Annotated in this window: 20 protein-coding genes; 12 read left to right on the forward strand and 8 right to left on the reverse strand. The window is 68.8% G+C overall.

The window, feature by feature from the left end; genetic code table 11:
- Positions 1 to 77: 77 nt before the first annotated feature.
- Positions 78 to 671: a hypothetical protein gene (locus tag LQ566_RS15455; RefSeq protein WP_231092669.1), complete on the forward strand. Its 594-nt coding sequence runs from the start codon at positions 78 to 80 to the stop codon at positions 669 to 671.
- 74 nt (positions 672 to 745) lie between these two features.
- Complete coding sequence (secA, locus tag LQ566_RS15460) at positions 746 to 3,553, forward strand: preprotein translocase subunit SecA (protein ID WP_231092747.1); 2,808 nt, start codon at positions 746 to 748, stop codon at positions 3,551 to 3,553.
- Positions 3,554 to 3,611: 58 nt separating this feature from the next.
- On the opposite strand, the gene LQ566_RS15465 is transcribed toward secA, so the two are convergent.
- Complete coding sequence (locus LQ566_RS15465; protein ID WP_231092670.1) at positions 3,612 to 4,031, reverse strand: VOC family protein; 420 nt, start codon at positions 4,029 to 4,031, stop codon at positions 3,612 to 3,614.
- A gap of 95 nt (positions 4,032 to 4,126) precedes the next feature.
- Here LQ566_RS15465 and LQ566_RS15470 point away from each other — a divergent pair, with 95 nt between their 5' ends.
- Positions 4,127 to 5,353 (forward strand): pyridoxal phosphate-dependent aminotransferase, encoded by a 1,227-nt coding sequence (locus LQ566_RS15470; protein ID WP_231092671.1) that lies wholly within the window; start codon positions 4,127 to 4,129, stop codon positions 5,351 to 5,353.
- 153 nt (positions 5,354 to 5,506) lie between these two features.
- Here the strand turns inward: LQ566_RS15470 and LQ566_RS15475 are convergent, their stop codons facing one another.
- Complete coding sequence (locus LQ566_RS15475) at positions 5,507 to 5,941, reverse strand: Rv3235 family protein (RefSeq protein WP_231092672.1); 435 nt, start codon at positions 5,939 to 5,941, stop codon at positions 5,507 to 5,509.
- Between the two features lie 226 nt (positions 5,942 to 6,167).
- On the opposite strand from LQ566_RS15475, the gene LQ566_RS15480 reads away from it, so the two are divergent.
- Positions 6,168 to 6,824 (forward strand): hypothetical protein, encoded by a 657-nt coding sequence (locus tag LQ566_RS15480; protein WP_231092673.1) that lies wholly within the window; start codon positions 6,168 to 6,170, stop codon positions 6,822 to 6,824.
- A gap of 12 nt (positions 6,825 to 6,836) precedes the next feature.
- On the opposite strand, the gene LQ566_RS15485 is transcribed toward LQ566_RS15480, so the two are convergent.
- Complete coding sequence (locus tag LQ566_RS15485; RefSeq protein ID WP_231092674.1) at positions 6,837 to 7,106, reverse strand: helix-turn-helix domain-containing protein; 270 nt, start codon at positions 7,104 to 7,106, stop codon at positions 6,837 to 6,839.
- Positions 7,107 to 7,257: 151 nt separating this feature from the next.
- On the opposite strand from LQ566_RS15485, the gene LQ566_RS15490 reads away from it, so the two are divergent.
- Genes LQ566_RS15490 through LQ566_RS15500 form a run of 3 tightly spaced genes read left to right on the forward strand, consistent with a single transcriptional unit; the run spans position 7,258 to position 10,592 of the window.
- On the forward strand, positions 7,258 to 7,863 hold the full coding sequence (locus LQ566_RS15490; protein WP_231092675.1) for a hypothetical protein: 606 nt from the start codon (positions 7,258 to 7,260) through the stop codon (positions 7,861 to 7,863).
- Positions 7,860 to 9,089, forward strand: a complete 1,230-nt coding sequence (locus LQ566_RS15495) for a CpaE/TadZ family protein (RefSeq protein WP_231092676.1) — start codon at positions 7,860 to 7,862, stop codon at positions 9,087 to 9,089. The genes LQ566_RS15490 and LQ566_RS15495 overlap by 4 nt, the downstream gene beginning before the upstream one ends.
- Positions 9,090 to 9,098: 9 nt before the next feature.
- Positions 9,099 to 10,592 (forward strand): sensor histidine kinase, encoded by a 1,494-nt coding sequence (locus LQ566_RS15500; RefSeq protein WP_231092677.1) that lies wholly within the window; start codon positions 9,099 to 9,101, stop codon positions 10,590 to 10,592.
- Between the two features lie 62 nt (positions 10,593 to 10,654).
- On the opposite strand, the gene LQ566_RS15505 is transcribed toward LQ566_RS15500, so the two are convergent.
- Entirely contained in the window at positions 10,655 to 10,903 is a 249-nt protein-coding gene (locus tag LQ566_RS15505; RefSeq protein ID WP_023955350.1) for a WhiB family transcriptional regulator, read from the reverse strand.
- Between the two features lie 295 nt (positions 10,904 to 11,198).
- On the opposite strand from LQ566_RS15505, the gene LQ566_RS15510 reads away from it, so the two are divergent.
- Positions 11,199 to 11,642 carry a histidine kinase gene (locus tag LQ566_RS15510; protein ID WP_231092678.1) on the forward strand — a complete coding sequence of 148 codons (444 nt, stop codon included), beginning with the start codon at positions 11,199 to 11,201 and terminating at the stop codon, positions 11,640 to 11,642.
- A gap of 12 nt (positions 11,643 to 11,654) precedes the next feature.
- Here the strand turns inward: LQ566_RS15510 and bcp are convergent, their stop codons facing one another.
- From bcp to aroA, 3 genes are read right to left on the reverse strand one after another with little or no spacing between them, the layout of a single operon-like run.
- Positions 11,655 to 12,128, reverse strand: coding sequence for a thioredoxin-dependent thiol peroxidase (bcp, locus tag LQ566_RS15515; protein ID WP_231092679.1), 474 nt, complete (start codon positions 12,126 to 12,128; stop codon positions 11,655 to 11,657).
- Positions 12,129 to 12,173: 45 nt separating this feature from the next.
- Positions 12,174 to 13,214, reverse strand: a complete 1,041-nt coding sequence (gene rsgA, locus LQ566_RS15520) for a ribosome small subunit-dependent GTPase A (RefSeq protein ID WP_231092680.1) — start codon at positions 13,212 to 13,214, stop codon at positions 12,174 to 12,176.
- Positions 13,211 to 14,566, reverse strand: a complete 1,356-nt coding sequence (gene aroA, locus LQ566_RS15525; RefSeq protein WP_231092681.1) for a 3-phosphoshikimate 1-carboxyvinyltransferase — start codon at positions 14,564 to 14,566, stop codon at positions 13,211 to 13,213. Before aroA ends, rsgA begins: the two co-directional genes overlap by 4 nt.
- A 139-nt stretch (positions 14,567 to 14,705) precedes the next feature.
- Between aroA and LQ566_RS15530 the strand changes: the two genes are divergently transcribed.
- The 4 genes from LQ566_RS15530 to LQ566_RS15545 all read left to right on the forward strand — a co-directional run bounded on the left by LQ566_RS15530 (position 14,706) and on the right by LQ566_RS15545 (position 19,573).
- Positions 14,706 to 15,377: a sigma-70 family RNA polymerase sigma factor gene (locus LQ566_RS15530; RefSeq protein ID WP_308071095.1), complete on the forward strand. Its 672-nt coding sequence runs from the start codon at positions 14,706 to 14,708 to the stop codon at positions 15,375 to 15,377.
- Entirely contained in the window at positions 15,374 to 15,619 is a 246-nt protein-coding gene (locus LQ566_RS15535) for a zf-HC2 domain-containing protein (RefSeq protein ID WP_231092682.1), read from the forward strand. The genes LQ566_RS15530 and LQ566_RS15535 overlap by 4 nt, the downstream gene beginning before the upstream one ends.
- A gap of 142 nt (positions 15,620 to 15,761) precedes the next feature.
- On the forward strand, positions 15,762 to 18,266 hold the full coding sequence (locus tag LQ566_RS17725; protein ID WP_231092683.1) for a bifunctional lysylphosphatidylglycerol flippase/synthetase MprF: 2,505 nt from the start codon (positions 15,762 to 15,764) through the stop codon (positions 18,264 to 18,266).
- Positions 18,266 to 19,573: an alpha/beta hydrolase gene (locus LQ566_RS15545; RefSeq protein ID WP_231092684.1), complete on the forward strand. Its 1,308-nt coding sequence runs from the start codon at positions 18,266 to 18,268 to the stop codon at positions 19,571 to 19,573. Before LQ566_RS17725 ends, LQ566_RS15545 begins: the two co-directional genes overlap by 1 nt.
- 75 nt (positions 19,574 to 19,648) lie before the next feature.
- On the opposite strand, the gene LQ566_RS15550 is transcribed toward LQ566_RS15545, so the two are convergent.
- Complete coding sequence (locus tag LQ566_RS15550; RefSeq protein WP_231092685.1) at positions 19,649 to 23,353, reverse strand: multifunctional oxoglutarate decarboxylase/oxoglutarate dehydrogenase thiamine pyrophosphate-binding subunit/dihydrolipoyllysine-residue succinyltransferase subunit; 3,705 nt, start codon at positions 23,351 to 23,353, stop codon at positions 19,649 to 19,651.
- Between the last annotated feature and the right edge of the window lie 72 nt (positions 23,354 to 23,425).

Consider the following 23,425-nt stretch of genomic DNA (forward strand, 5'->3'; position numbering starts at 1 on the left):
GTATCACGTTTCCGGGTATATGTATATCGAGAAATCACATACTGCGCAATCATTTTCCGGAGCAATACCCTGGAGGCATGCGTCTCACCCGCACCACCGCCTGGACTGCGGCGGGCGTCCTGCTCCTCGGGATCGGACTGGTCTCCGCGCTCTCCGCCCTCCTCGTGCCCGCCGGCACCGACACCCTGTCGGCCCTCGTGATCTGCGCCGCCGTGACGCTGGCGGTCCTCGCCGTCACTACTGGACCCGGAACTCTCATTCACGGCACGGCCGGCGTGATCGGGGCGTTCGCCGTCGCTCTGGCACCGCTGGCCGGCGCCGCCCTGCAGGTCGCGGGCGTACGGCTGCCGCTGCTCGCGCTGGCCGTGCAGCTCGTCATCGTCGTCGGCGGAGTGCTCCTGGTCGTCGACCTCAGCCGCGAAAGACCTGCGCGGGCGTTCACTGTCGGCGTCGGCGCCGTGTGGGCGGCGGCTCTTGCTCTGGTGATGGGGGCGCCCCTGTGGACCGGCGCCCCGGCAGCGCCGGCCGTCACGGGTACCGTGCTCGCCGGTACCGGGGTGCTCGCCGTGACTTCCGTGCTGCTCGCCGTGGTGCTCCTGGGGGCCGTCCGGCTGATCGCCGTGAGCGAGCAGAGTGCATATCCAGCCGCCTCTGAGGTCACGGACCGATAACATGGGCGAGTGTGCCGTCGAAAGGCGGCAGCGGCGCGAGCATGCGCACGACCCGATGGATGGAGACGACTCCCGTGGTGAACCCGATCGAGAAGCTGCTTCGTGCGGGTGAAGGACGCATCCTTCGCCAGCTGAAGCGAGTGGTCAACGCCGTCAACGCACTCGAGGATGAGTACAGCAAGCTCACCGACGAGGATCTGCGTGGCGAGACCGCACAGCTGCGCGCTCGCTACCAGAAGGGCGAGACGCTCGACAGCCTGATGCCGGAGGCCTTCGCCGCGGTTCGCGAGGCGTCCAAGCGCACGCTCGGCCAGCGTCACTACGACGTGCAGATCATGGGCGGTGCGGCCCTTCACCTCGGCAACATCGCCGAGATGAAGACGGGTGAGGGAAAGACCCTCGTCGCCACGCTTCCCGCGTACCTCAATGCGATCGCGGGCGAGGGCGTGCACGTGATCACGGTCAACGACTTCCTCGCCACCTACCAGTCCGAGCTGATGGGACGCGTGTTCCGCGCGCTCGGCATGACCACGGGCGTGATCGTCTCCGGGCAGACCCCGGCGGTGCGCCGCGAGCAGTACAACGCCGACATCACCTACGGCACGAACAACGAGTTCGGCTTCGACTACCTGCGCGACAACATGGCGTGGCAGAAGGAGGACCTCGTCCAGCGCGGTCACTTCTACGCGATCGTGGACGAGGTGGACTCCATCCTCATCGACGAGGCCCGCACGCCGCTCATCATCTCGGGCCCGTCCTCGGGTGAGGCGAACCGGTGGTTCACCGAGTTCGCGCGCATCGCCCGCACCCTGGAGCCTGAGATCGACTACGAGGTCGACGAGAAGAAGCGCACGGTGGGCGTCCTGGAGCCGGGAATCGAGAAGGTCGAGGACTACCTCGGCATCGACAACCTCTACGAGTCCGCCAACACGCCGCTCATCTCCTTCCTCAACAACTCGATCAAGGCCCTCGCGCTGTTCAAGCGCGACACCGACTACGTCGTGATGAACGACGAGGTCATGATCGTCGACGAGCACACCGGCCGTATCCTCGTGGGCCGTCGCTACAACGAGGGCATCCACCAGGCCATCGAGGCCAAGGAGGGTGTGCCGGTCAAGGCCGAGAACCAGACTCTCGCCACCGTGACCCTGCAGAACTACTTCCGTCTGTACGACAAGCTCGCCGGCATGACCGGTACCGCCGACACTGAGGCGGCGGAGTTCATGTCCACCTATCAGCTGGGCGTGGTGCCGATCCCGACCAACCGGCCGATGATCCGCAAGGACCAGCCGGACGTGGTGTACAAGAACGAGCAGGCGAAGTTCGCCCAGATCGTCGAGGACATCGCCGCGCGCCACGAGAAGAAGCAGCCGGTGCTGGTCGGCACGGTGTCCGTGGACAAGAGCGAGTACCTGTCGCGCCTGCTGGCGAAGAAGGGCATCAAGCACGAGGTCCTCAACGCGAAGAACCACGCGCGCGAGGCCGAGATCGTGGCGCGTGCCGGACGCCTGGGTGCGGTCACCGTCGCCACCAACATGGCCGGTCGTGGAACCGACATCATGCTCGGCGGCAACGCCGAGTTCCTCGCGGTTCAGGAGCTCAAGTCGCGTGGCCTGGATCCGGTGGAGACGCCGGAGGAGTATGAGGCCGCGTGGGATGACGCGTACGCGGCGATGAAGAAGCAGGTCGAGGAGGACGCCGCAGCCGTGCGGGAGGCCGGTGGTCTCTACGTCCTCGGCACCGAGCGCCACGAATCGCGCCGCATCGACAACCAGCTGCGCGGTCGTGCCGGACGTCAGGGCGATCCCGGTGAGTCCCGGTTCTACCTCAGCCTCACCGATGACCTCATGCGCCTGTTCCAGAGCGGCTTCGCCGAGTCGATGCTGCAGCGCTCCAACCTTCCGGACGACACGGCGATCGAGATGGGCGTGGTCACCCGCGCCATCAAGTCGGCGCAGTCCCAGATCGAGGCGCGCAACGCCGAGATCCGCAAGAACGTGCTGAAGTACGACGATGTCCTCAACCGTCAGCGTGAGGCGATCTACGCCGACCGCCGTCACATGCTCGAAGGCGATGACATCAAGGACCGCGTTGCGCACTTCATCGAGGACGCCATCGGCGGAATCGTCGACGAGCACACCCAGTCCGGTCACACCGAGAGCTGGGACTTCGATGCGCTGTGGACTGAGCTGAAGACGCTCTACCCCGTGAACGTGACGATCGACGAGGTCGTGGCGGAAGCCGGCGGCTCCAAGGGACGCATCAGCCAGGACGGGCTGAAGCGCGAGCTCCTGAGCGACGCGCAGATCGCCTACCAGCAGCGCGAGGAGAAGCTCGGCGAGGCCGCGATGCGTGAGCTGGAGCGTCGTGTCGTGCTGCAGGTGCTGGATCGCCGCTGGCGCGATCACCTCTACGAGATGGACTACCTCAAGGACGGCATTGGCCTGCGCGCCATGGCGCAGCGTGACCCGCTGATCGAGTACCAGCGCGAGGGCTACGCGATGTTCCAGTCGATGATGGACTCGATCAAGGAGGAGGCCGTCGGCTTCCTGTTCAACCTCGAGGTCGAGGTCCGTCCCGCCGAGGACGGCGAGGTCACCCAGGTGCAGGCGAAGGGTCTGCAGAACCCCGATGACAACAGCGCGAAGCTGGAGTACTCGGCACCGGGCGAGGCCGGGGACGTCGAGGTCCGCAACGACAAGGGCCAGGTTCAGCAGGCGGCCACCGATCGCGTGCGCCGTGCCGCTGCTGCCGCCGCCGCGACCGATGCGCCGGAGGCGGAGAAGCCGGCCGAGCGCGGGGCGTTCGGTCAGAAGGTGGAGCCCGGTCAGGGCAGTGCTTCCAACCGCGCCGAGCGTCGGGCACAGGGCAAGAAGCGCTGAGCCACCCGACTCCTAAGAACAGCGTGGGCCCCGGATATCTCCGGGGCCCACGCTGTTCTCACGTGGCAGGGACGTTGGCGAACGCCATCTCGGGGTCGGGGTTCCAGGCCACTTCCCACCGGAAATCGTCGGGGTCGGCGAAGTAACCGGAGTACCCGCCCCAGGCGCGGTGCTCGCCCGGTACAACGCGGGCGCCGGCGCGCTGGGCATCGGCAAGCACTGCGTCGACCGCCGCCGGCGAGGAGACGTTGTGGGCCAGAGTGAGCGGAGCGGCGCCCGGACCGCGCCGTAGCGGACCGACCTCGCTCTCGAATCCGGTCTCCGTCCACAGCGAGAGCATGAGCGCGGGCCCGACGCGGAACATCAGGACGTCCTCGCCACGAAAAGCAGGGGTCCATCCGAGTCCATCGACGTAGAAGGCGGCCGCGCGATCGAGATCCGCCGTGGCCAGGGTGATGAAGCTGACGTGCTGATGCATGGCGTCATCCTGCCACGGCCCTCGGACATTGGACAGGCCACCGAGGCGGGAGTGGACGGTCAGGACCACCCCGCGCGGGGGACTACCCTTGGGACATGAACCCACTCCGTCCGCTGGATCAGTCCGCCAAGCTCAAGAACGTCCTCTACGAAATCCGGGGGAACGCACTGACCGAGGCGGCGCGGCTGGAGGCAGCAGGACATCCCGTTCTGAAACTGAACACCGGCAACCCCGCCGTGTTCGGATTCGAGGCCCCGTACCAGATCGTCCGTGACATGATCGCGGCCATCCCGACCGCTCATGGCTACACCGAGAGCCGTGGCATCCTGTCCGCCCGTCGGGCGATCGTCAGCCGCTACGAGCAGGTCCCGGGCTTCCCCCACGTCGATCCGGACGACGTGTTCCTGGGAAACGGCGTCTCCGAGCTCATCACGATGGTGATGCAGGCCCTGCTCAACGAGGGGGACGAGGTGCTCATCCCGGCACCGGACTACCCGCTGTGGACCGCCATGACCTCGTTGTCCGGAGGGACCCCGGTGCACTACATCTGCGACGAGCAGAACGAGTGGAATCCCGATCTCGAAGACATCCGCGCCAAGATCACGCCGAACACCAAGGCCATCGTGATCATCAACCCCAACAACCCGACCGGTGCCGTCTACAGCAGGGAGACGCTGGAGGGCATCATCCAGATCGCCCGGGAGCACTCGCTGCTGCTGCTGAGCGATGAGATCTACGACCGCATCCTCTTCGACGACGCGCAGCACATCCCCACGGCCACGCTCGCGCCGGATCTGCTCTGCCTCACGTTCAATGGCCTGTCCAAGACCTACCGGGTGGCCGGCTATCGCTCGGGATGGATGGTGATCACCGGACCGAAGAAGCACGCGGCGGGCTTCCTGGAGGGCGTCAACCTGCTGGCATCCACGCGGCTGTGCCCGAACGCCCCCGCCCAGCATGCGGTGCAAGCGGCGCTCGACGGAGTGCAGACCATCGACGCCCTCATCGCCCCCTCAGGGCGGCTGCACGAGCAGCGTGACGTCACCTGGGAGGGGCTGAACGCCATCCCCGGCGTGTCCTGTGTGAAGCCACGTGGCGCGCTGTACGCGTTCCCGCGGCTGGACCCCGAGGTCCACGAGATCCACGACGACGCGCGGCTGGTCTACGACCTTCTGGTGGCCGAGCACATCCTGCTCGTGCAGGGCACCGGCTTCAACTGGGCGACGCCGGACCACTTCCGCGTCGTGACTCTGCCCGAGGCGCGCGTGCTCGGGAACGCGATCGAGCGCATCGGGAACTTCCTGTCCAGCTACCGCCAGTGACTCCCCGCTCGTCCTGATGTCGTGAGGGCCGGTCTCCAGAACGGAGACCGGCCCTCTGGACTCAGAACGAGCCCATGATGCACCGGAAACGGATTGGGAGCGCTCCGGTACGGGTGCGGGTTCGCGGCCCGCGTCTTCTCAGGGGGAGAAGCCTCAGAGAAGGGCCAGGGACACGGCGCGCCAGCGCCGGTCGTAACCCTCGAGTCGAATGGCGACCGCGCGCGTACGGGTGGGCGTTGCGACCACCACGACACCTTCCACGACGCCGTCGGCGGGACTGGAATGCCTCACGCACAACACCCGCTGGTGGGGGCGGGCCGCGGCGACGCCACGTGCACTGCGCGCCCGGGTGGCGAGGCCCACGCGAGTGACGACGGACAGGAACGCCTCCTGCGACAGCCAGCGGGCGAGCTGGTCGACGTCGCGAACACCGGCGAGCGACTCCAGGACCCCGACGGTGAGATTTCGTAGCAGTACAGCAGGGTCGGGGAGGTCGACGGTGCTCGTTCGCTGCGGTGCGAAAAACTCCGCGATCTCCACTGTGCTTGCGCGTTGCAACGCGCGCACCGCGCCGGTGGCCGTGGCCATGATTGTCCCCTCACAGCGCGGGGACTCTGTGGCGAAGCCCAGCTTGTCATGCTCGCGCGCCTCGTGACGAGAATGACCACAGAACTGGGGTCAGGAATACGCCTATGCGCGCGCGATGCCGCCGTCGGAGGGCCGGCGCACGCGAGAACCGGGGGGACCGCGGGGCCTCAGGGGGCCCTGGGGACAGGCCCCGGGACGTGCGCCGCGGCCGCGCTAGAGTCGCGCGGTGCGATGGGATGACTTCTTCGAGGACCTGGAATCGCAGCTCGACGCGGAATGGGAGTCTGAGCGCGCGGCGTTGAACACCGAGACCGAGCGATTGCGGGTTGCGCGCCTGGCGCTGCGGACCCGGTTGACGTCGCTGATCGCCGACGGAGCCGTCGTCACGGTGCGCGCGGCCGGGGTGAGCGGTTCGGGGCGCGTCGTCGGAGTGGGTGCCGACTGGCTCGCCATCGTGGCGGACGACGGTGGGGCGGGGTACCACGCCGCGGGCAGCGAGCCGGGGCGTCGGAGCGCGGATCTCTGGGACGCCACCGCCAGCGGCGATGGACTGGCGCTGTACCCGCTGGCGGCGATTCGCACGGTGCAGACCGAGCACGCGGCGATTCTGCGTTCTGCGCTGCCTGCGACAGAGGACGAACTGAGCGGGCGGGTGGTGTTCGGCTTCCTCATGCGAGATCTCGCTCGCCGGCGTCGTCCCGTGACCGTCCGGCTGGTCGACGGTGAGATCCTGCACGGCACGATCGACCGGGCGGGGGCTGACCATCTCGATCTCGCCGTGCACGAATCCGGTCGCCCACGGCGGGCCAGCGAGGTTCGCGCGCACATCGTGATCCCCTTCGCCGCCATCGGCCAGGTGCGCACGGTCAGCACGATGGTGTGACCGGGCGGCGCCTCAATCGCGCCGGACGACGCCCCACATCTCGGGGAAGCTGGCGGTGTCCGACTGACGCCACAGGGCGATGCGCCGCGCCTCCTCGCGCTGCTCGTCGAGATAGTCGACGATCGACGCCTCTTCGATGCGCCACTGATGACTGGCTCCGATGCGTGCCCCGCGCAGCCGACCCTCGTGGACGAGCGCGAGGACATCGTCCACCGTGAGGTCCAGGAGCTCTGCCACCTGCGCCGGCGAGACGTGGCGTCCGGGGGCGCTGATGTCGGGCATGAGTCGATTATGACGCGTGGGGAACATATTCTGGCGGCGATCTGGTGAGTGTGGATAATCGTCGGCCGTGCGGCCGTGCGGCCGTGCGGCGGATCTCACACTGTGGATAGTCGCCATCGTGGCAGGTGGGCCGTCTGCGAACATCGCCCACATGTCCAGCCGCCGCAACCGCTTCTTCTCCGACGCCCGCTTCTTCATCGGCATCGCCCTGGTCGCCGCCTCCGTGGCGGCGGTGTGGGGAGTCGTCTCAGCCGCGAGGACCACCGTGGCCGTCGCGACGGCCGCAGGCACGCTGCTTCCGGGGCAGACGCTGGGGCCGGACGACCTGCAGAGCACGGAGGTGATGCTCGGCACGACGTCAGAGCACTATATCCTCGCCTCGGAGGTGCCGCCGGGTAGCGTGATCACCCGCGTGGTCGCACCGGGGGAGCTGGTGCCGCGCGACGCCCTGGCTCCGGAGGGTTCCGCGCAGCTGACGACCGTCGTGATCCGCAGTGCGGTCGAGGTGGCATCCGGGGTCCGCACGGGCAGCACCGTGGATGTGTGGATGGACGGCTCCGGTGAGTCCGACGCTCCGACCCCGCGCGTGCTCGTCTCGGGTGCCGTGGTGGTCTCGGTGCGCGCGGATGACTCGATGGTGCGCACGGCATCGGCGCTGATCGAACTCGTCGTTCCCCGTGACGCGGTGCCAGACGTTCTCGCCGCCATCTCCTCGGGCAGCGCCCTGTCGGTGATCAGCGCGGGCGGCGGTTCATGAGCACGATCGCGGTGTGTCTGCCCCCGTCCATCGCTCGCCCGCTCTGCGAGGAGCTGGAGGCCGTCGGCGAGCGGGTGGCCGTCCTGGGTCCCCTCCAGATCGGTCAGCCGGATGCGCTGGCCGGGGTGGATGCCCTGGTTCTCCTGGCGGATCCCCGGCAACTCGATGGCGCGCTGCTGGCCCGCTGTGACGCCCAGCGCGTGCGCGTCGTCCCGCTCGCGCTGGATGAGGCCGGCGTCAACCTCGCGGCGCGGCTCGGGGTCGTCCCGGTGCGCGAGGCGACCGCGCGTGCCGTGCTGGCATCCGTCGCCGCCGTTCCCGGGCCGTTGAGCTCGCGGCGCAGCGACGTGATCGCTGTGTGGGGTCCGCATGGCGCTCCGGGGCGCTCCACTCTCGCGGTCGCTCTCGCAGCCGAGCGGGCGCGCAGCGGGACCGAGGTGGCGCTCATCGACGCCGACAGTCACGCGCCGGCGGTGGCCGCGATGCTGGGTCTCGCGGAGGAGACGCCGGGGCTTGCCGGCGCGTGCCGTCAGGCGGGTCGCCGGTCATTCGACGAGGCGGAGTACGCCCGCATCCGCGACCTTGTGCCGATCGAGAAGAATGCGCTTGCCGTGCTGTCCGGGATCAACCGCCCCTCGCGCTGGCCCGAGCTCCCGGCGGACCGGATGCGCGCCGTCATCGATGCGGTCGCGCGCTGGAGCGACCAGGTCTTCATCGACACCTCGGCGCTCATCGAGCAGGACGAGCAGATCGTCAGCGACCTGGATGGCGGACCACGGCGCAACGCGGCCACGATCGCGGCGCTGCAGCGGGCGGACCGCATCATCGCCGTGTGCGCCGCGGACCCGATCGGCGTCTCCCGGTTCGTGCGGGCGGTCACCGAACTGCGAGAGCTGGCCCCGGCCACCCCGATTACCGTCGTGGTCAACCGCGTACGATCACGCGCCATCGGGCTCGACGCCCGCGGGCAGCTGCGTCGCACGCTGGAGCGCTACGCGGCGGCCACCGAGGTGCACTTCATTCCCGACGATGGCTCCGCCGCCGATCGTGCCGTGCTGCACGCACTGCCGGTGATCGTCGCCGCCCCACGCTCGGCGCTCACCGCCGCCGTGCGCCGGATCGCGGCGCTGCTGGACGCCCCGGGCGCCGCGGATGCTCCGCCGCGACGCCCGCAGGCGGGACGACGTGCCCGGCGCACTCGGGGAAGTGCGCGCGGGAGCCAATAGGCTTACGGAGTGTCGACACTCAGTGATCTCGTCTACCTGCAGGGCCGCGCCGACGAAGCAGACGTGGAATGGCTCCATCGTCTCGCCGGTGACGGTCAGCTCCTCGCCGACCTCGCGTCGGCGGACATCGTGATGTGGGTACCCACACCGGAGGACTCGTTCATCGCGGTCGCGCACACGCGCCCCGGCGGCGCGGCCACACTCTTCTACCGCGACATCGTGGGCGACAGCGTGCGTCCGCAGTGGTACGCGCAGATCAAGGAGAGCTTCCAGACGGCCACCATCGTCGACTCGTCCTCGCCCGAGTGGTTCGAGGAGGTCCCCACCCGCGTGCGCGCTGTGCCGATCGTGCGCACCCGGCCGGTGGTGGGGGAGAAGCCCAACGTCATCGGAATCCTGACCCGTCACACCAACCTCGGCGAGGCGCGGACGCCCTCGCGCCAGCAGATCACGTTCAACGAGTGCGCGGACGACCTGTTCTCGATGATCTCCACGGGCGACTTCCCCGATCTGGACGCCCCGACCGCACCGCGCCGTGGCGCTCCGCGGGCCTCGGACGGGCTGGTCCGTCTCGACGTGGACGGCACGGTGACGTTCGCCAGCCCGAACGCGCTGTCCGCGTTCAACCGCATGGGATTCGACGATGAGCTCGAAGGCGAGAGCCTGGTCGAGGTGGTCGCTGAGATCCTGCCCGCGGGTCGCGAAGTGGACGAGTCTCTTCCGGTGGTCATGACCGGACGCGCCCCCTGGCGCTCGGACATCGAAGCGCGCGGGGTGACGGTGTCCATGCGCGCGGTCCCGTTGAAGAACAACGGCAAGCGGATCGGAGCGATCATCCTCTGCCGCGACGTTTCGGAGCTCCGCCACCAGGAGCAGGAGCTCATCACCAAGGACGCGACGATCCGCGAGATCCACCACCGGGTGAAGAACAACCTGCAGACGGTGTCGTCCCTGTTGCGCATCCAGGCGCGGCGGACCCACTCCGAGGAGGCGCGCGACGCGCTCACCCAGGCGATGCGCCGCGTGGCGTCGATCGCGATCGTGCACGACACCCTGGCCAGCGGTCTCACGCAGAACGTGAACTTCGACGAGGTCTTCACCCGCGTCCTGAAGCTGGTCGCCGAAGTGGCCGCTGGTGCCGGGACGCGCGCTCGCACCCACGTCACCGGCAAGTTCGGCAGCCTTCCCAGCGAGTACGCGACTCCGCTCGCCCTGGCGCTCACCGAACTGGTCACCAACGCGGTCGAGCACGGTCTGGCCGAGCAGGACGAGGGCGTGGTCGAGATCATCGCCGAGCGCGACGAAGAGCACCTCGAGGTGCGCGTGCGCGACGACGGCAGCGGTCTCCCGGAGGGACAGGTGGGACAGGGGCTCGGGACGCAGATCGTGCGCACTCTGATCCAGGGCGAGCTGTCCGGCTCCATCGACTGGCACACCCTCACCGGCTCGGGCACCGAGGTGACCATCGACATCCCGCTGAAGTGGATCCGCGCCGACGGCTGAGCCGCGCAACGCGTAACGCCCCCGGTCGTGACCGGGGGCGTTCGGGTTCGGGCGCTTGCGCCTCAGGAAGCGCGGCGGGCGCGCGCGGCGCGACGCTTCAGGGCGCGGCGCTCGTCCTCGGAGAGGCCTCCCCAGACACCCGAGTCCTGACCGGTCTCGAGGGCGTACTGCAGGCAGATCTCCGTGACGGTGCAGCGGGCGCACACCGCCTTGGCCTTCTCGATCTGATCCACGGCGGGACCGGTGTTCCCGACGGGGAAGAAAAGCTCAGGGTCGACCGTCAGGCAGGCGGACTTATCGCGCCAATCCATTCTTCGTGCTCCTTGTAGGTGGGGGTGTGGGGTGGTGGGGAGACGCACGGATGCGGTGTCTACCCCGGGTGGGTTGGATACCCTGTGTATATACGAGCAGAGCGCTCGTCCCACGCCGCTGTGGGAGCACACGGCACTGATAATGGTTCCACGGATTCCCGGGTGAATCAAGGGTTAATTGATTCTCACAGCCAGGTATCCGCGACCGACGAGCGCCGGAACAGGCCCACATGCCCCCGTCGTGCGCAGCAGATCTACGCGACGCACGACACGATGAGAAGGACGCGCAGCACCCATGACGATCCCCGAACCGGTCTCGCCGCGCCCGCAGCCCGCAACCATCGCCGCATCCATCATCGTCGCCCTCGAGGGGGTGGTGACCCTCGTCCTCGCCGCTGTCGAGGTGGGTGCCATCCTCGCCGGGGATACTGCGGACCTGGTGAGTGCGCTCGCGCTGCTGGTGCTCACGATCGTGCTGGGAATCGGCATCCTCGCGTTCGCTGCCGGCATCCTCCGTGGCCGCACCTGGGGGCGCTCGGGGGGCATCGTGACACAGGTGCTGGTGTTCGCGGTGGGACTCGGCGCGAGCACAGGGCCGTCACCGCACCCCCTGGTCGGCGCCTGGCTGATCGTCCCCGCCATCATCGGCTTCGTCCTGATCATCGTGGCCGCGCGACGCAGCCCGGACCGCAGCCACGAGGCGGTCGCGGACGAAGCGCCGGAGGATTCTTCCCGCTGAGTCTGCTCGGCGTCAGCCGGCCAGACCGAGGATGCGCATGATGCGCGCGACGTGCCCAGTGGCGCGGACGTTGTACAGCGCCTCCTGGATGATGCCGTCGGCGTCGATGATGAAGGTGGAGCGGATCACACCCTCGTACGTGCGGCCGTAGTTCTTCTTCTCACCCCACGTGCCGTACTGGTCCATCACGGCGTGGTCCGGATCGGCCAGCAGATCGAACGGCAGGTGGTCGCGCTCGTGGAAGCGCGCGAGCTTGGCCACGTCATCGGGGGAGACGCCGAGCACGGTGTAACCCGCCGCCTGCAGCGGGGCGAAGGAGTCACGGAAGTCGCAGGCCTGGGCGGTGCAGGCCGGCGTCATCGCGGCGGGGTAGAAGTAGAGCACCACGGGACCGCCGCGCAGTGCACTGAGAGTGACGGACTCGCCGTTCTGAGCGGTCAGGGTGAAGTCGGGAGCGGGCGTTGCGGGTTCCAGGCGCTGCGTCATGATCTCAGCCTAGGCGCGGCCGCGGGCGCGACGCCAAAACAGGCGTCAGGACTCGAACGTCGCGAGCAGTCGTTGCAGCGAGTCCAGGCGGGCGCTGCCGGCGGGGCCGAGTTCTCCCTCGGCCTCCGCCTCGTTGAGCGCACAGTCGGGTGCATCGGGCAGGTGGGTGCATCCGCGCGGACAGTCCTCGGCGATCTCGGCGAGGTCCGTGAACGCCGCGAGGATGTTCGCCGTGTCCACGTGTCCGAGGCCGAACGAGCGCACGCCCGGGGTGTCGATCACCCAGCCCGTGCCGCCCGCGCCCCGGAAGCGCAGTTCGACCGTGGACGAGGAGGTATGGCGCCCGCGGCCGGTGACGTCGTTGACATGCCCGGTGGCGCGCCCGGCGCTCGGCACGAGGGCGTTGATGAGCGTCGACTTTCCGACGCCGGAGTGGCCGACGAACACGGTGGCGTGTCCGACCAGTGCCGCACCGATCTCATCTAGCGGTACCTCACCGCGCGCGCTGCGGAAGACGCGCAGATCCGCGAGCGTCTCGAAATGCTGCAGGAAGGCCGTGGGGTCGGCGAGGTCCGTCTTGGTGACCACCAGCAGCGGGCGTATGCCGGCGTCGAGTGCGGCCACGAGGTAGCGGTCCACCAGCCGTTCGCGCGGCTCGGGATCCGCGGCGGCGACCACGATGAGCATCTGATCGGCGTTGGCCACGATGACCCGCTCCACCTGATCGGTGTCGTCCGCGCTGCGGCGCAGCAGAGAGGTGCGGTCCACGATCCCGACGATGCGCGCCAGCGTCCCGGCCTCGCCGGTGCGGTCACCCACCACACGCGCGCGATCGTTGGTCACGATCGGCGTCTTGCGCAGCTCGCGCGCTCGCGTGGCCGTCACCGTGCGTTCGTCGTCGGTGTCCTCGTCCAGCAGCACGCTGTAGCGGCCGCGGTCCACTCCGAGCACACGGCCGATCGTCGCGTCTTCGTGTGCCGGACGGCGCTTGGTCCGCGGACGGTTGGCCTTCGGGTTCGGACGGATGCGGATATCGCTCTCGTCGAACTCGTCTTCGTCGTCGTCGAAGTCTCCGAGCCAGCTCACGCGGCGGCGTCCTCCGGGCACTCCTCGCGCGGGCTGAGCATGAGCTCCCACAGCGCGGTGAACTGCGGCAGCGTCTTCGCGGTGGTGCCGATGTCGTCGATCACGATTCCGGGGACGGCGAGGCCGAGCAGCGCGCCGGTCGTCGCCATGCGGTGGTCGTGGTAGGCCTTCCACGTGGCCCCGTGCAACGGAGCCGGGGTGACGATGATGCCGTCCGGAGTCTCCTCCGCACCGCAGCCGATGGCGCGCAGCTCGGCCACCAGCGCCGCGATCCGATCGGTCTCGTGATCGCGGATGTGGCCGATACCGCGGAACGTGCTGACGCCGTCGGCGAGAGCTGCGAGACCCACCAGTGTGGGAGCGAGCTCGCCCGCCGCGGTGAGGTCGAGGTCCACCGCGCGAATGGGGCCGGTGCTGGTGACGGTCAGGGCACCGCCACGGCGGGTGGCGCGGGCGCCGAACTGGGGGAGGATCTCGGTCAGCAGCGCACCCGGCTGCGTGGAGCGTGCCGGCCACCCGGTGATGGTCACGGCGCCGCCGGTGACGAGGGCGGCAGCGAGGAACGGCGCGGCATTGGACAGGTCGGGCTCGATGGCGACGTCCTTGCCGCGGATGGACCCGGCCGGAACCACCCAGTCGGTGGGCGAGGTGCGCTCCACGTGCACGCCGCGGTGTGCGAGCACGTCGATTGTCATCTCGATGTGGGGGATCGACGGCAGGCGCTGACCGGAATGGCGCAGCTGGAGGCCGACATCGAACCGTGCAGCGGCGAGCAGGAGCCCGGAGACGAACTGGCTCGAGCGCGATGCGTCGATGACGATCTCGCCGCCGCGGATGTGTCCGTGGCCGACGACGGTGAAGGGGAGCGACCAGCGCCCGGCGTCGTCGATGTCGACGCCGACATCGCGCAGCGCGCTGATCATCTCGCCCATCGGGCGATGCAGTGCCGACTCGTGTGCGGTCACCGTGACCTCTCCGGTGGCGAGTCCGGCGAGCGGCGTCAGGAACCGCATGACGGTACCCGCCTGGCCGCAGTCCACCTCGGCGCCCGCAGAGAAGGCACGAGGCGGGGTGATCTGCAGATCGGGTCCGAACGGTCCGCTCGCCTCGGTCTCCTCGATCTCCACGCCGAGAGCGCGCAATCCGTCGATCATCCGTGCGGAGTCGTCGGAGTGCAGCGGAGAGCGCAGCCGGCTCGGGCTCTCCGCCAGGGCCGACAGGATCAGCTCTCGATTGGTGAGGGACTTCGATCCGGGCACGCTGAGCGTGGCGTGCACCGGCGCGTCTGCGACCGGTGCCGCGTATGCGCCCTGGGGTGCTGTTGCGGTGGCGAGGTCGATCTGTGCACTCATCGGCTCCACCCTACTTGGCCCCATCGGATCGGACGAATATGCCGGGTGCACATTGACAACCGGTGCGGTGGGGGAATAGTGCTCGCGACATGCCGGTTGCACCCGATGTGAGAAGCGGACGACACGAACGAGGAGGCGCATGAACGCGACGCTGGAGCGTTCACCGGAGCTCGAACAGGTCGACGATCTAGACTGGCTCGCGATGGATCAGTCAGATCAGACCGAAACGAGCACGGGCGATGCCCGTACGCAGTTCGAGGAGCAGGCGCTCCCGTTCATGGATCAGCTGTACGGCGCGGCGATGCGCATGACGCGCAACCCCGCCGACGCCGCGGATCTGGTGCAGGAGACCTTCGTCAAGGCGTACTCCTCGTGGGCGTCGTTCACGCAGGGCACGAACCTCAAGGCGTGGCTGTACCGCATTCTCACCAACACCTACATCAACACGTACCGCAAGAAGCAGCGCGAGCCTTTCCAGGGCACGATCGATGACCTGGAGGACTGGCAGCTGGGCGGTGCGGAGTCGACGACGGCGATGAGCTCGCGGTCGGCTGAGGCTGAGGCGATCGACCGGATGCCGGCATCGGTCGTGAAGGATGCGCTGCAGGCGATCCCCGAGGACTTCCGCCTCGCGGTGTATCTGGCCGATGTCGAAGGCTTCGCCTATCAGGAGATCGCCGACATCATGAAGACCCCCATCGGAACGGTCATGAGCAGGTTGCACCGCGGTCGGCGGATGCTGCGAGACCTGCTGGCCGACTACGCGGCGGAGCGAGGAATCCGTCCCACCGCATCGAGGAGCAAGAAATGACCGACTGCGGTTGCGAGAAAGCGCGGCAGGACCTGGAGGAGTTCCTCCGCAACGAGGTGTGCCGGACGAAGGAATCCGACATCCGAGCCCACCTCGACACCTGTGAGAGCTGCCGCGAAGAAGCGGTGGTGTCCAAGACCCTGACCGAGGTGGTCGCGCGCGCCTGCAAGGAGGACGCCCCCGAGGAGCTGCGCCTCCTGGTGCTCGAGCGCATCCGCGCCGCCCAGGCATCGCACGCCTGAGCACGCGCACGCCGCCGGTGAGGGCGGCAGGCTGAGCGAGTCTCCGGTGGGATCTATGCGCCGGCTGTGACGTTGTCGTGAGTCGCCCGTGACGCGCACTCTGCCGTCGCGGCGGGCGGGCTCACGGGTGCACGATCATGAGGTGCCTCAGGTTCCCCCTCCCGCTGAGACCCCGTCCGCACCCGCCGTCGAACGCGCTCGTCGTGCGCGCGAGGCCGTGGCGGCGCTGCGCCGGATCGTCTCCGCTTCCCCGATAGCGACCGTCTTCGGTGCCTGGATGCTGCTCGCCACGGTGTTCCACGGCCCGTGGCGACCCCTGATGGCCGCGGGAGCCGAAGCCACGCTGAGCGATCTGCGGTGGTGGACGGCGTTCACCGCCGTTCTCGTCCCCGACAGTGTGGTGACCGGGACGGTCGCGATCGTCATCGGCGTTCCCCTCCTCGTCTTCGCGGAACGCCACCTTCGTCCCCGGCGTGTGCTGCTCGCCCTCGCCGGCGGCGGCACCGTCGTGGTGCTGCTCGGGGTCTTCATCCAGTCCGGCATCGCGCGGATCCCGGACTTCGCGAACGTGGCGGGATTGAGCGTCGCGGATCCGAGCATCGGCGTCATCTGCGCGGTCAGCGCCGCAGCGGGTGTCGCCCCGACGCTGTGGCGTCGTCGCAGCCGGCTCATCATCGGTCTCGGCGCGCTCGCGGCCGCCCTGTACGCGGGCGATCTGTCCTCCTGGCTCAGCCTGCTCGCCTTCGTGGTCGGCACGATCATCGGCGAGTTGTGGGCCGCGCGCACCCCGCAGACCACCTGGTGGCGCGGGAGCCAGCACGAGCGGCGCACGCTGATCGCGGGGGCCGTGGCGGTGCTCGGCATCGGTCCGATCGCCGCGCTGGTCAACGGCGGCGGACGTGGTCCGCTCTCGGTGGTGGTGGGTGCCTATTCGGACTTCGATCAGCGCATCTCGGCGCGCTGTGCCTCGCACTATCTCCCCGTCTGTGACCACCAGAACATGCTGTTCGTGACGCGGGGGCTCGGTCCCGCCCTGCTGGCCGTCGTCCCCCTGGTCCTGCTGGTCGTGGCGGCGATCGGCCTGCTGGCGGGGCGGCGCTCGGCATGGGTGCTCGCCATCGCGACGAACGGTGTCCTGTTCGTTGCGGCGTTCGGATCCGCGGTGGCGGGAAGTGTGGTGGTGGCCGGAGAGGGATCGCAGCAGATCGTGGAGGCGGTGCTCTGGGGCATCGGCGCACTCGCGCTGCCCGCGGCGACGATCCTCGTGCTCGTGCTGGCGCGGTCGGTGTTCGCGGTGCGCAGCACGCGTGCCGCCGTGCACCGGTTCGCGCTCACCGTGGCCATCTGCTTCGGGGTGTTCGCCGTGGTGTTCTTCCTCGGTGAGTGGATGCTGCGGGGAGCCTGGAACCAGCCGCCCACGCCGGGCGAGCTGCTCGGAGACGCGCTGCGGCGGTTCCTGCCCCCGGGACTGGTGCCCCTTCCCGGCGGCACCCGCTTCCCGCATCACGGACCCGGCCTGTTCCTCTGGCAGTGGGTGGGGGTCGTGTTCTGGGCCTTCTTCGTGGCGGCTGTGCTGCGTCTGTTCTCACGCACCCGCACCGAGCAGGTCGCCGCATCCGATCCCTATCGCGCTCTGGTCACGACGACGGACGCCGGCACGCTCGGATGGCTGGGGACGTGGGAGGGCGCGCGGCACTGGTTCTCTGAGGACGGCGCGTCAGCGGTGGCCTACCGGCTTCAGGGGAGCGTCGCCATTGCGATCTCTGATCCGGCAGCGGACGACGAGCACCGCGAGGGTGCGATCCGCGGCTTCGTGGAGTTCTCCTCGGCCCACGGGTGGACCCCGGTGTTCTACAGCGTCCATGACGACACCCGCCGGATCCTGGAATCGCTGGGGTGGAGCAGCATGCCGGTGGCGGAGGAGACGGTCCTGCATCCGCGTACCTTTACGATGGCGGGCAAAGCGGGCGAGAAGGTTCGCCACCCCGTCACCCGGATGCGTCGCGAGGGAGTCCTGCCACTGTGGACCAGCTGGGCGGAGCTCTCGCGCGCCCACGCGCGGCAGATCCGTGAGATCAGTGAGCACTGGGCCTCGGAGAAGGCGCTGCCGGAGATGGGCTTCACGCTCGGGTCGGTGCCGGAGATGCAGGATCCGGCGGTGCGTCTCATGCTCGCCGTCGCGGCGGATGACACGGTGCTGGGCGTGACCAGCTGGGTGCCGGTGCATCGCGGTGGAGAACTCGTAGGCTGGACCCTCGATGTGATGCGGCGCGCTCCCGAGTCACCCAACGGCGTGATGGAGTTCCTCATCGCGTCTGCCGCGCTGCAGATGCAGGCAGACGGGGCGGAGGTCCTCAGCCTCTCCGGAGCGCCGCTCGTGCAGTCGGACGATGCCGCCGCCCGGCGGGGGAGCATCGACGGGCTGCTCGCCAGCCTGTCCGCGGCCCTGGAGCCGCTGTACGGATTCGCCTCCCTCTTCCGGTTCAAGAAGAAGTTCCGCCCCGAGTACGCGACGCTGAGCATGGTGTATCCCGACCCCGTGGAACTGCCCGCCATCGGGTACGCGCTGGTGCGGACCTACCTGCCCACGGCGAGCGGTCGCCACCTGGTGGAGTTCGCTCGCGGACTGTTCGAACGGCGGTCCTGATGGGAACGTGGCTCCTCACGATGGAGCTCATCGATTCGCCGGTGCGGACCGTGGTGGGACTGCTCGTACTCGCCCTCGTGACGGCGGTGCTGGTGCGTGGGCGGCGTCCGCTGCGCCATCTCGCCGGGGCGCTGGTCGGCGCCGGCGCCGTCAGCGCGGCCGTTCTCTCTGCGCAGTCGGCGAACGCGTTCGCCGGACCGCTGCCGGCGGGAACCGCGCCCTGGGTGCTGGTGACGGGAGCCCTTGCGGGCATCGGCACGATCGCGCTGATCACCGGCGGCTGGTGGCGGCGTGCGGCTGCGGTCCTGCTGGTCGTGGCGAGCGCGTTGTCACTGGGGCTCGCCGTGAACGCGCTCTACGGCGTCACCCATACTCCGGCTGCCATCATCGGGATCGATGTCGGTCCCGCGGCCGAACTGCCGCCCCTGCCCGTGGACGAGCAGCGGCCGACGATCGCAGAGTGGAAGCCGCCGGCGGACCTGCCCGCGCAGGGGCGCACGGGCGTTCTGCGCGGTGATGAGCGGATCGTTCCCTCTCTCCCGTACGCGCCCCGGGATGCGTCGGTGTATCTGCCGCCGGCGGCGCTGGTGGCAGATGCCCCGAAGCTCCCGGTGGTCGTGATGATGATGGGGCAGCCCGGCTCACCCGACATCACGCCCATCGCCACGGCCGCGGACGCGTACGCCGCGGCGCATCACGGGCTCGCACCGATCGTGGTCGTGGTCGATCAGCTCGCCGGGAACCCGCAGAACGACCCGGTGTGCACGGACTCCGCGACATACGGCGCCGTGGCGACCTATGTGAACGTGGACGTGCCCGCCTACATCCGATCGCACTTCGCCGTGCTGCCGGACGTGTCCGCATGGACGATCGCGGGCTACTCGAACGGGGGCGCGTGCGCCTTCTCCTGGGGGGTGCAGCATCCGCAGACCTGGGGTGTCATCGGAGACGTCTCCGGCAACGAGTACCCCGGTTCTGAAAATCCCCAGAACGCGGTCACGACCGCGTGGGCGGGGGACGAGAGCGCTTACCGGGCGTCATTGCCCGCAGCGGTGCTCGCGGCGGCGAAGCCGGGAACCTACAACGATCGTCACGCGATATTCACCCACGGCGATCAGGACACGGTCTTCGGACCCGGGCAGGTCAGGAACGCGGCACTCGCGCAGCAGGCGGGCTTCCGCGTGAGCGCACTGACGATCCCGGGCGAGGGGCACGTGCGCGGCGCACTCACACAGGGACTGGACTATCTGCTGGCCACGGTGGGCACGGACGCCGGCTTCGACGCGTTCACGACCGCGGGCGGGTAGCCCGGCCCCGCATGCCACGTGACCGTGACGACGAAGGCCCTGCACAAGTGCAGGGCCTTCGTCGTCACGGTGATGTCAGTTCAGTGCGCGGCGGAGCAGGTCGGCCTGCTCCAGCGCGTGGATCTTCGACGAACCGGTGGACGGGGACGCGGCTGCGGCGCGCGTGACGTGTCCGAGCGGGCGACCCTTCAGCAGCGGGGCGACCTCCAAGGCCATGAACGGCCACGCACCCTGGTTCTCCGGCTCGTCCTGGACCCAGATCAGCTCGGCATCCGGGTAGCGCGCGAGGATCTCGTTGAGCTCGTCGACCGGCGCCGGGTAGAGCTGCTCGACGCGCACCAGGGCGATCGATTCGTTCGGCGCCTTCTCCAGCTCGGACACCAGATCCCAGTGGATCTTTCCGGAGTGCAGGAGAACGCGCGTGACCTTCGACGCGTCGACGCCGCGCTCGTCGTCCAGCACCGTCCGGAACGTCCCGGAGAGGAAGTCCTCCACGGGGCTGGAGGCGCTGCGCAGACGCAGCATGCCCTTCGGGGTGAACTCGATGAGCGGACGACGCGGCTTGGCGTACGCCTGGCGGCGCAGCAGGTGGAAGTGCTGGGCCGGCGTGGAGGGACGGGCCACGGTCATGTTGTCCTGGGCGCACAGCTGCAGGTAGCGCTCGATGCGTGCCGACGAGTGGTCGGGTCCCTGGCCCTCGTAGCCGTGCGGCAGCATCAGCACGACGCTGGACTGCTGGCCCCACTTCTGGTCGGCGGAGGAGATGTACTCGTCGATGACCGACTGCGCACCGTTGGCGAAGTCACCGAACTGGGCCTCCCACAGCACGAGAGCCTCGGGGGCGGCCACCGAGTAGCCGTACTCGAACGCCATGGCGGCGTACTCGCTCAGCAGCGAGTCGTAGACCCAGAAACGTGCCTGCGTGTCGGAGAGGTTGCCCAGCGGCAGCCATTCCTGACCGTTGGCGCGGTCGTGCAGCACGGCGTGGCGCGAAGCGAAGGTGCCGCGACGGGCGTCCTGACCGGTGAGGCGCACCGGGGTGCCCTCCAGCAGCAGGGAGCCGAATGCGAGCAGCTCCCCGAAGCCCCAGTCGATGCCGCCGTTGCGCGACATGTCGGCACGCTTGTTCAGCAGCTGCTCCAGCTTGGGGTGCACCGTGAAGCCGGCCGGCTTGTTGGTGAACGCGTCGCCGATGATCTGCATCGTCTCGGAGGAGATGCCCGTGTTGTCCGGAGCGCCGGCCACTGCGGGCGCACCCTGCTCGTTGACCACGGGGATCGCGCCGGTCTGTGCGGCATGCGTCTCGGCGAAGGCGACCTCGAGACGGTCCTGGAAGTCCGCCTTGGTCTGCTCGTACTCGGCTTCGGTGATGTCGCCGCGACCGACGAGCGCCTCGGTGTAGAGCTTGCGGACCGAACGCTTGGCCTCGATGAGGTTGGTCATCAGAGGCTGCGTCATCGAGGGGTCGTCGCCCTCGTTGTGGCCACGTCGGCGGTAGGAGACGAGGTCGATCACGACATCGCGGTGGAACTTCTCGCGGTATTCGAAGGCGAGCTGGGCCACGTGCACGACGGCTTCGGGGTCATCGCCGTTGACGTGGAAGATGGGCGCCTGCGTGGTCTTGGCGACGTCGGTGGCGTACACCGAGGTGCGCGAATCACCGGGGACCGTGGTGAAGCCCACCTGGTTGTTCACGACCACGTGGATGGTGCCGCCGGTGCGGAACGCGCGCAGCTGCGACATCTGCAGCGTTTCGACGACCACGCCCTGACCGGCGAACGCCGCATCGCCGTGGATCAGAATGGGCAGCCACGTGAACGAGCCGATCGGGTGACGGTCCTGCTTCGCGCGGACGATGCCCTCCAGCACACCGTCGACCGTCTCCAGGTGCGACGGGTTGGCAGCCAGCTGGATCGGCAGCTCGCTGCCGTCTTCGGCGACGAACGTGCCTTCCGTGCCCAGGTGGTACTTCACGTCACCCGAGCCGAGCTTGTTGCCCGGGAGGGTGGATCCCTCGAACTCGCGGAAGACCTGACCGTAGGTCTTCCCGGCGATGTTGGTGAGCATGTTCAGGCGGCCGCGGTGAGCCATACCGATGGCCGCGCCGTCGAGGCCGGAGCGCGCGGCACCCTGCAGGATCTCGTCCATCAGCGGAACGAGGGATTCGGAACCCTCGAGCGAGAAGCGCTTCTGCCCGACGTACTTGGTCTGCAGGAAGGTCTCGAAGGCCTCGGCCTCGTTCAGCTTGCTGAGGATGCGCAGCTGCTCGTCGTGACCGGGCTTCTGGTACTTGACCTCGATCTTCTCCTGGAACCAGGCGCGCTGCTCGGGGTCCTGGATGTGCATGTACTCGACGCCGATGGTGCGGCAGTAGGAGTCGCGCAGCACTCCGAGCACTTCGCGCAGCTTCATCGTGCGCCGGCCGCCGAAGCCGCCGACGACGAACTCGCGGTCCAGGTCCCAGAACGTGAGACCGTGGGTCTCGATCTCCAGGTCGGGGTGCGAGCGCTGCACGTACTCGAGCGGGTCGATGTCGGCCATCAGGTGACCGCGCACACGGTAGGAGTTGATGAGCTCCTGAACGCGGGCCTGCTTGTCCACGCGCTCGGCGATGTCCACCTTGATGTCGGCGGCCCAGTGGATGGGCGCGTAGGGGATGCGCAGCGCGGCGAAGATGCCCTCGTAGAACTCGCGCTGGCCGATGAGCAGCTCGTGCACCTTCTTGAGGTACTCGCCCGAGCCCGCGCCCTGGATCACGCGGTGGTCGTAGGTGCTGGTGAGGGTGATCACCTTGCCGATGGCCAGCTCATTGAGCACGCGCTCGCTGGCGCCGGCGAACTCGGCCGGGTACTCCAGCGCACCGGCGCCGATGATCGAGCCCTGACCCTTGCTGAGGCGCGGCACAGAGTGCACCGTGCCGATGCCGCCCGGGTTCGTGAGCGAGATGGTGGTGCCGGCGTAGTCGGCTGCTGTCAGCTTGTTCACGCGGGCGCGCTGGACGAGATCCTCGTACGCGGCCAGGAACTCGGTGAAGCTCAGCGTCTCGGCCCGCTTGATGGAAGGAACCACCAGGGCGCGGGTGCCGTCGGGACGGGGAAGGTCGATGGCGATGCCGAGCCCGATGTGCGCCGGCGCGATGACCGAGGGCTTGCCGTCGATCTCGTCGTAGTAGACGTTCTGGCTCGGGAACTCCTTCAACGCCTGGATCATGGCCCAGCCGATGAGGTGGGTGAAGCTGATCTTGCCGCCGCGGGTGCGCGCCATGTGGTTGTTGATGACGATGCGGTTGTCGATCATCAGCTTCGCGGGGATGGTGCGGACGCTGGTGGCGGTGGGGATCGTCAGCGAGACGTCCATGTTGGCGGCGATGGTCTTGAAGATGCCCTTGAGAGGCGTGACGACGTCCTCCTGGGCCTCACCGGCATCCGCAGCGGGAGCGGTGGCCTTCGGTGCCTGCGCGGGGATCGGCTGCGGGGCTGCCGGCTTGGCGGTGGTGCGTGCCACCGGTTGACCGTTGTTCTGTGCCGGCGCCTCAGCGGCCGGTGCCGCCGGGGTGGCGGCTGCGATCGGGGCGGATTCCGGCGTCGCTGCCGGGGCGCCGGGGGTGGCCGGAGCGGAACCGGTGGCCTTCTGGTGGTAGGACTCGAGAACCGGCCACCACTCCTTGTCCACGGAGTTCTTGTCGCTCTTGTACTGCTCGTAGAGCTCTTCGACGAGCCACTCGTTGGCCCCGAATTCTCCCTCGCTCGAAGCCCCGCCAACGCTCGAGTTGCTCGACACGCTTGATCGCCCACTTTCGTCGTGTGATCTCGTCACGCACGCGGAGATCTCCCGCGTGCTTTCGACAGACAA

The organism is Microbacterium nymphoidis, from assembly GCF_021044885.1.
GTDB classification, from domain to species: Bacteria; Actinomycetota; Actinomycetes; order Actinomycetales; family Microbacteriaceae; genus Microbacterium; species Microbacterium nymphoidis.

Coding starts and splice junctions, on each gene's coding strand:
- LQ566_RS15455 (WP_231092669.1), top strand. CDS start 78: ATGCGTCTCACCCGCACCACCGCCTGGACTGCGGCGGGCGTCCTGCTC.
- LQ566_RS15465 (WP_231092670.1), bottom strand. CDS start 4,031: ATGCATCAGCACGTCAGCTTCATCACCCTGGCCACGGCGGATCTCGAT.
- LQ566_RS15470 (WP_231092671.1), top strand. CDS start 4,127: ATGAACCCACTCCGTCCGCTGGATCAGTCCGCCAAGCTCAAGAACGTC.
- LQ566_RS15475 (WP_231092672.1), bottom strand. CDS start 5,941: ATGGCCACGGCCACCGGCGCGGTGCGCGCGTTGCAACGCGCAAGCACA.
- LQ566_RS15485 (WP_231092674.1), bottom strand. CDS start 7,106: ATGCCCGACATCAGCGCCCCCGGACGCCACGTCTCGCCGGCGCAGGTG.
- LQ566_RS15490 (WP_231092675.1), top strand. CDS start 7,258: ATGTCCAGCCGCCGCAACCGCTTCTTCTCCGACGCCCGCTTCTTCATC.
- LQ566_RS15495 (WP_231092676.1), top strand. CDS start 7,860: ATGAGCACGATCGCGGTGTGTCTGCCCCCGTCCATCGCTCGCCCGCTC.
- LQ566_RS15505 (WP_023955350.1), bottom strand. CDS start 10,903: ATGGATTGGCGCGATAAGTCCGCCTGCCTGACGGTCGACCCTGAGCTT.
- LQ566_RS15510 (WP_231092678.1), top strand. CDS start 11,199: ATGACGATCCCCGAACCGGTCTCGCCGCGCCCGCAGCCCGCAACCATC.
- bcp (WP_231092679.1), bottom strand. CDS start 12,128: ATGACGCAGCGCCTGGAACCCGCAACGCCCGCTCCCGACTTCACCCTG.
- aroA (WP_231092681.1), bottom strand. CDS start 14,566: ATGAGTGCACAGATCGACCTCGCCACCGCAACAGCACCCCAGGGCGCA.
- LQ566_RS15530 (WP_308071095.1), top strand. CDS start 14,706: ATGAACGCGACGCTGGAGCGTTCACCGGAGCTCGAACAGGTCGACGAT.
- LQ566_RS15535 (WP_231092682.1), top strand. CDS start 15,374: ATGACCGACTGCGGTTGCGAGAAAGCGCGGCAGGACCTGGAGGAGTTC.
- LQ566_RS15545 (WP_231092684.1), top strand. CDS start 18,266: ATGGGAACGTGGCTCCTCACGATGGAGCTCATCGATTCGCCGGTGCGG.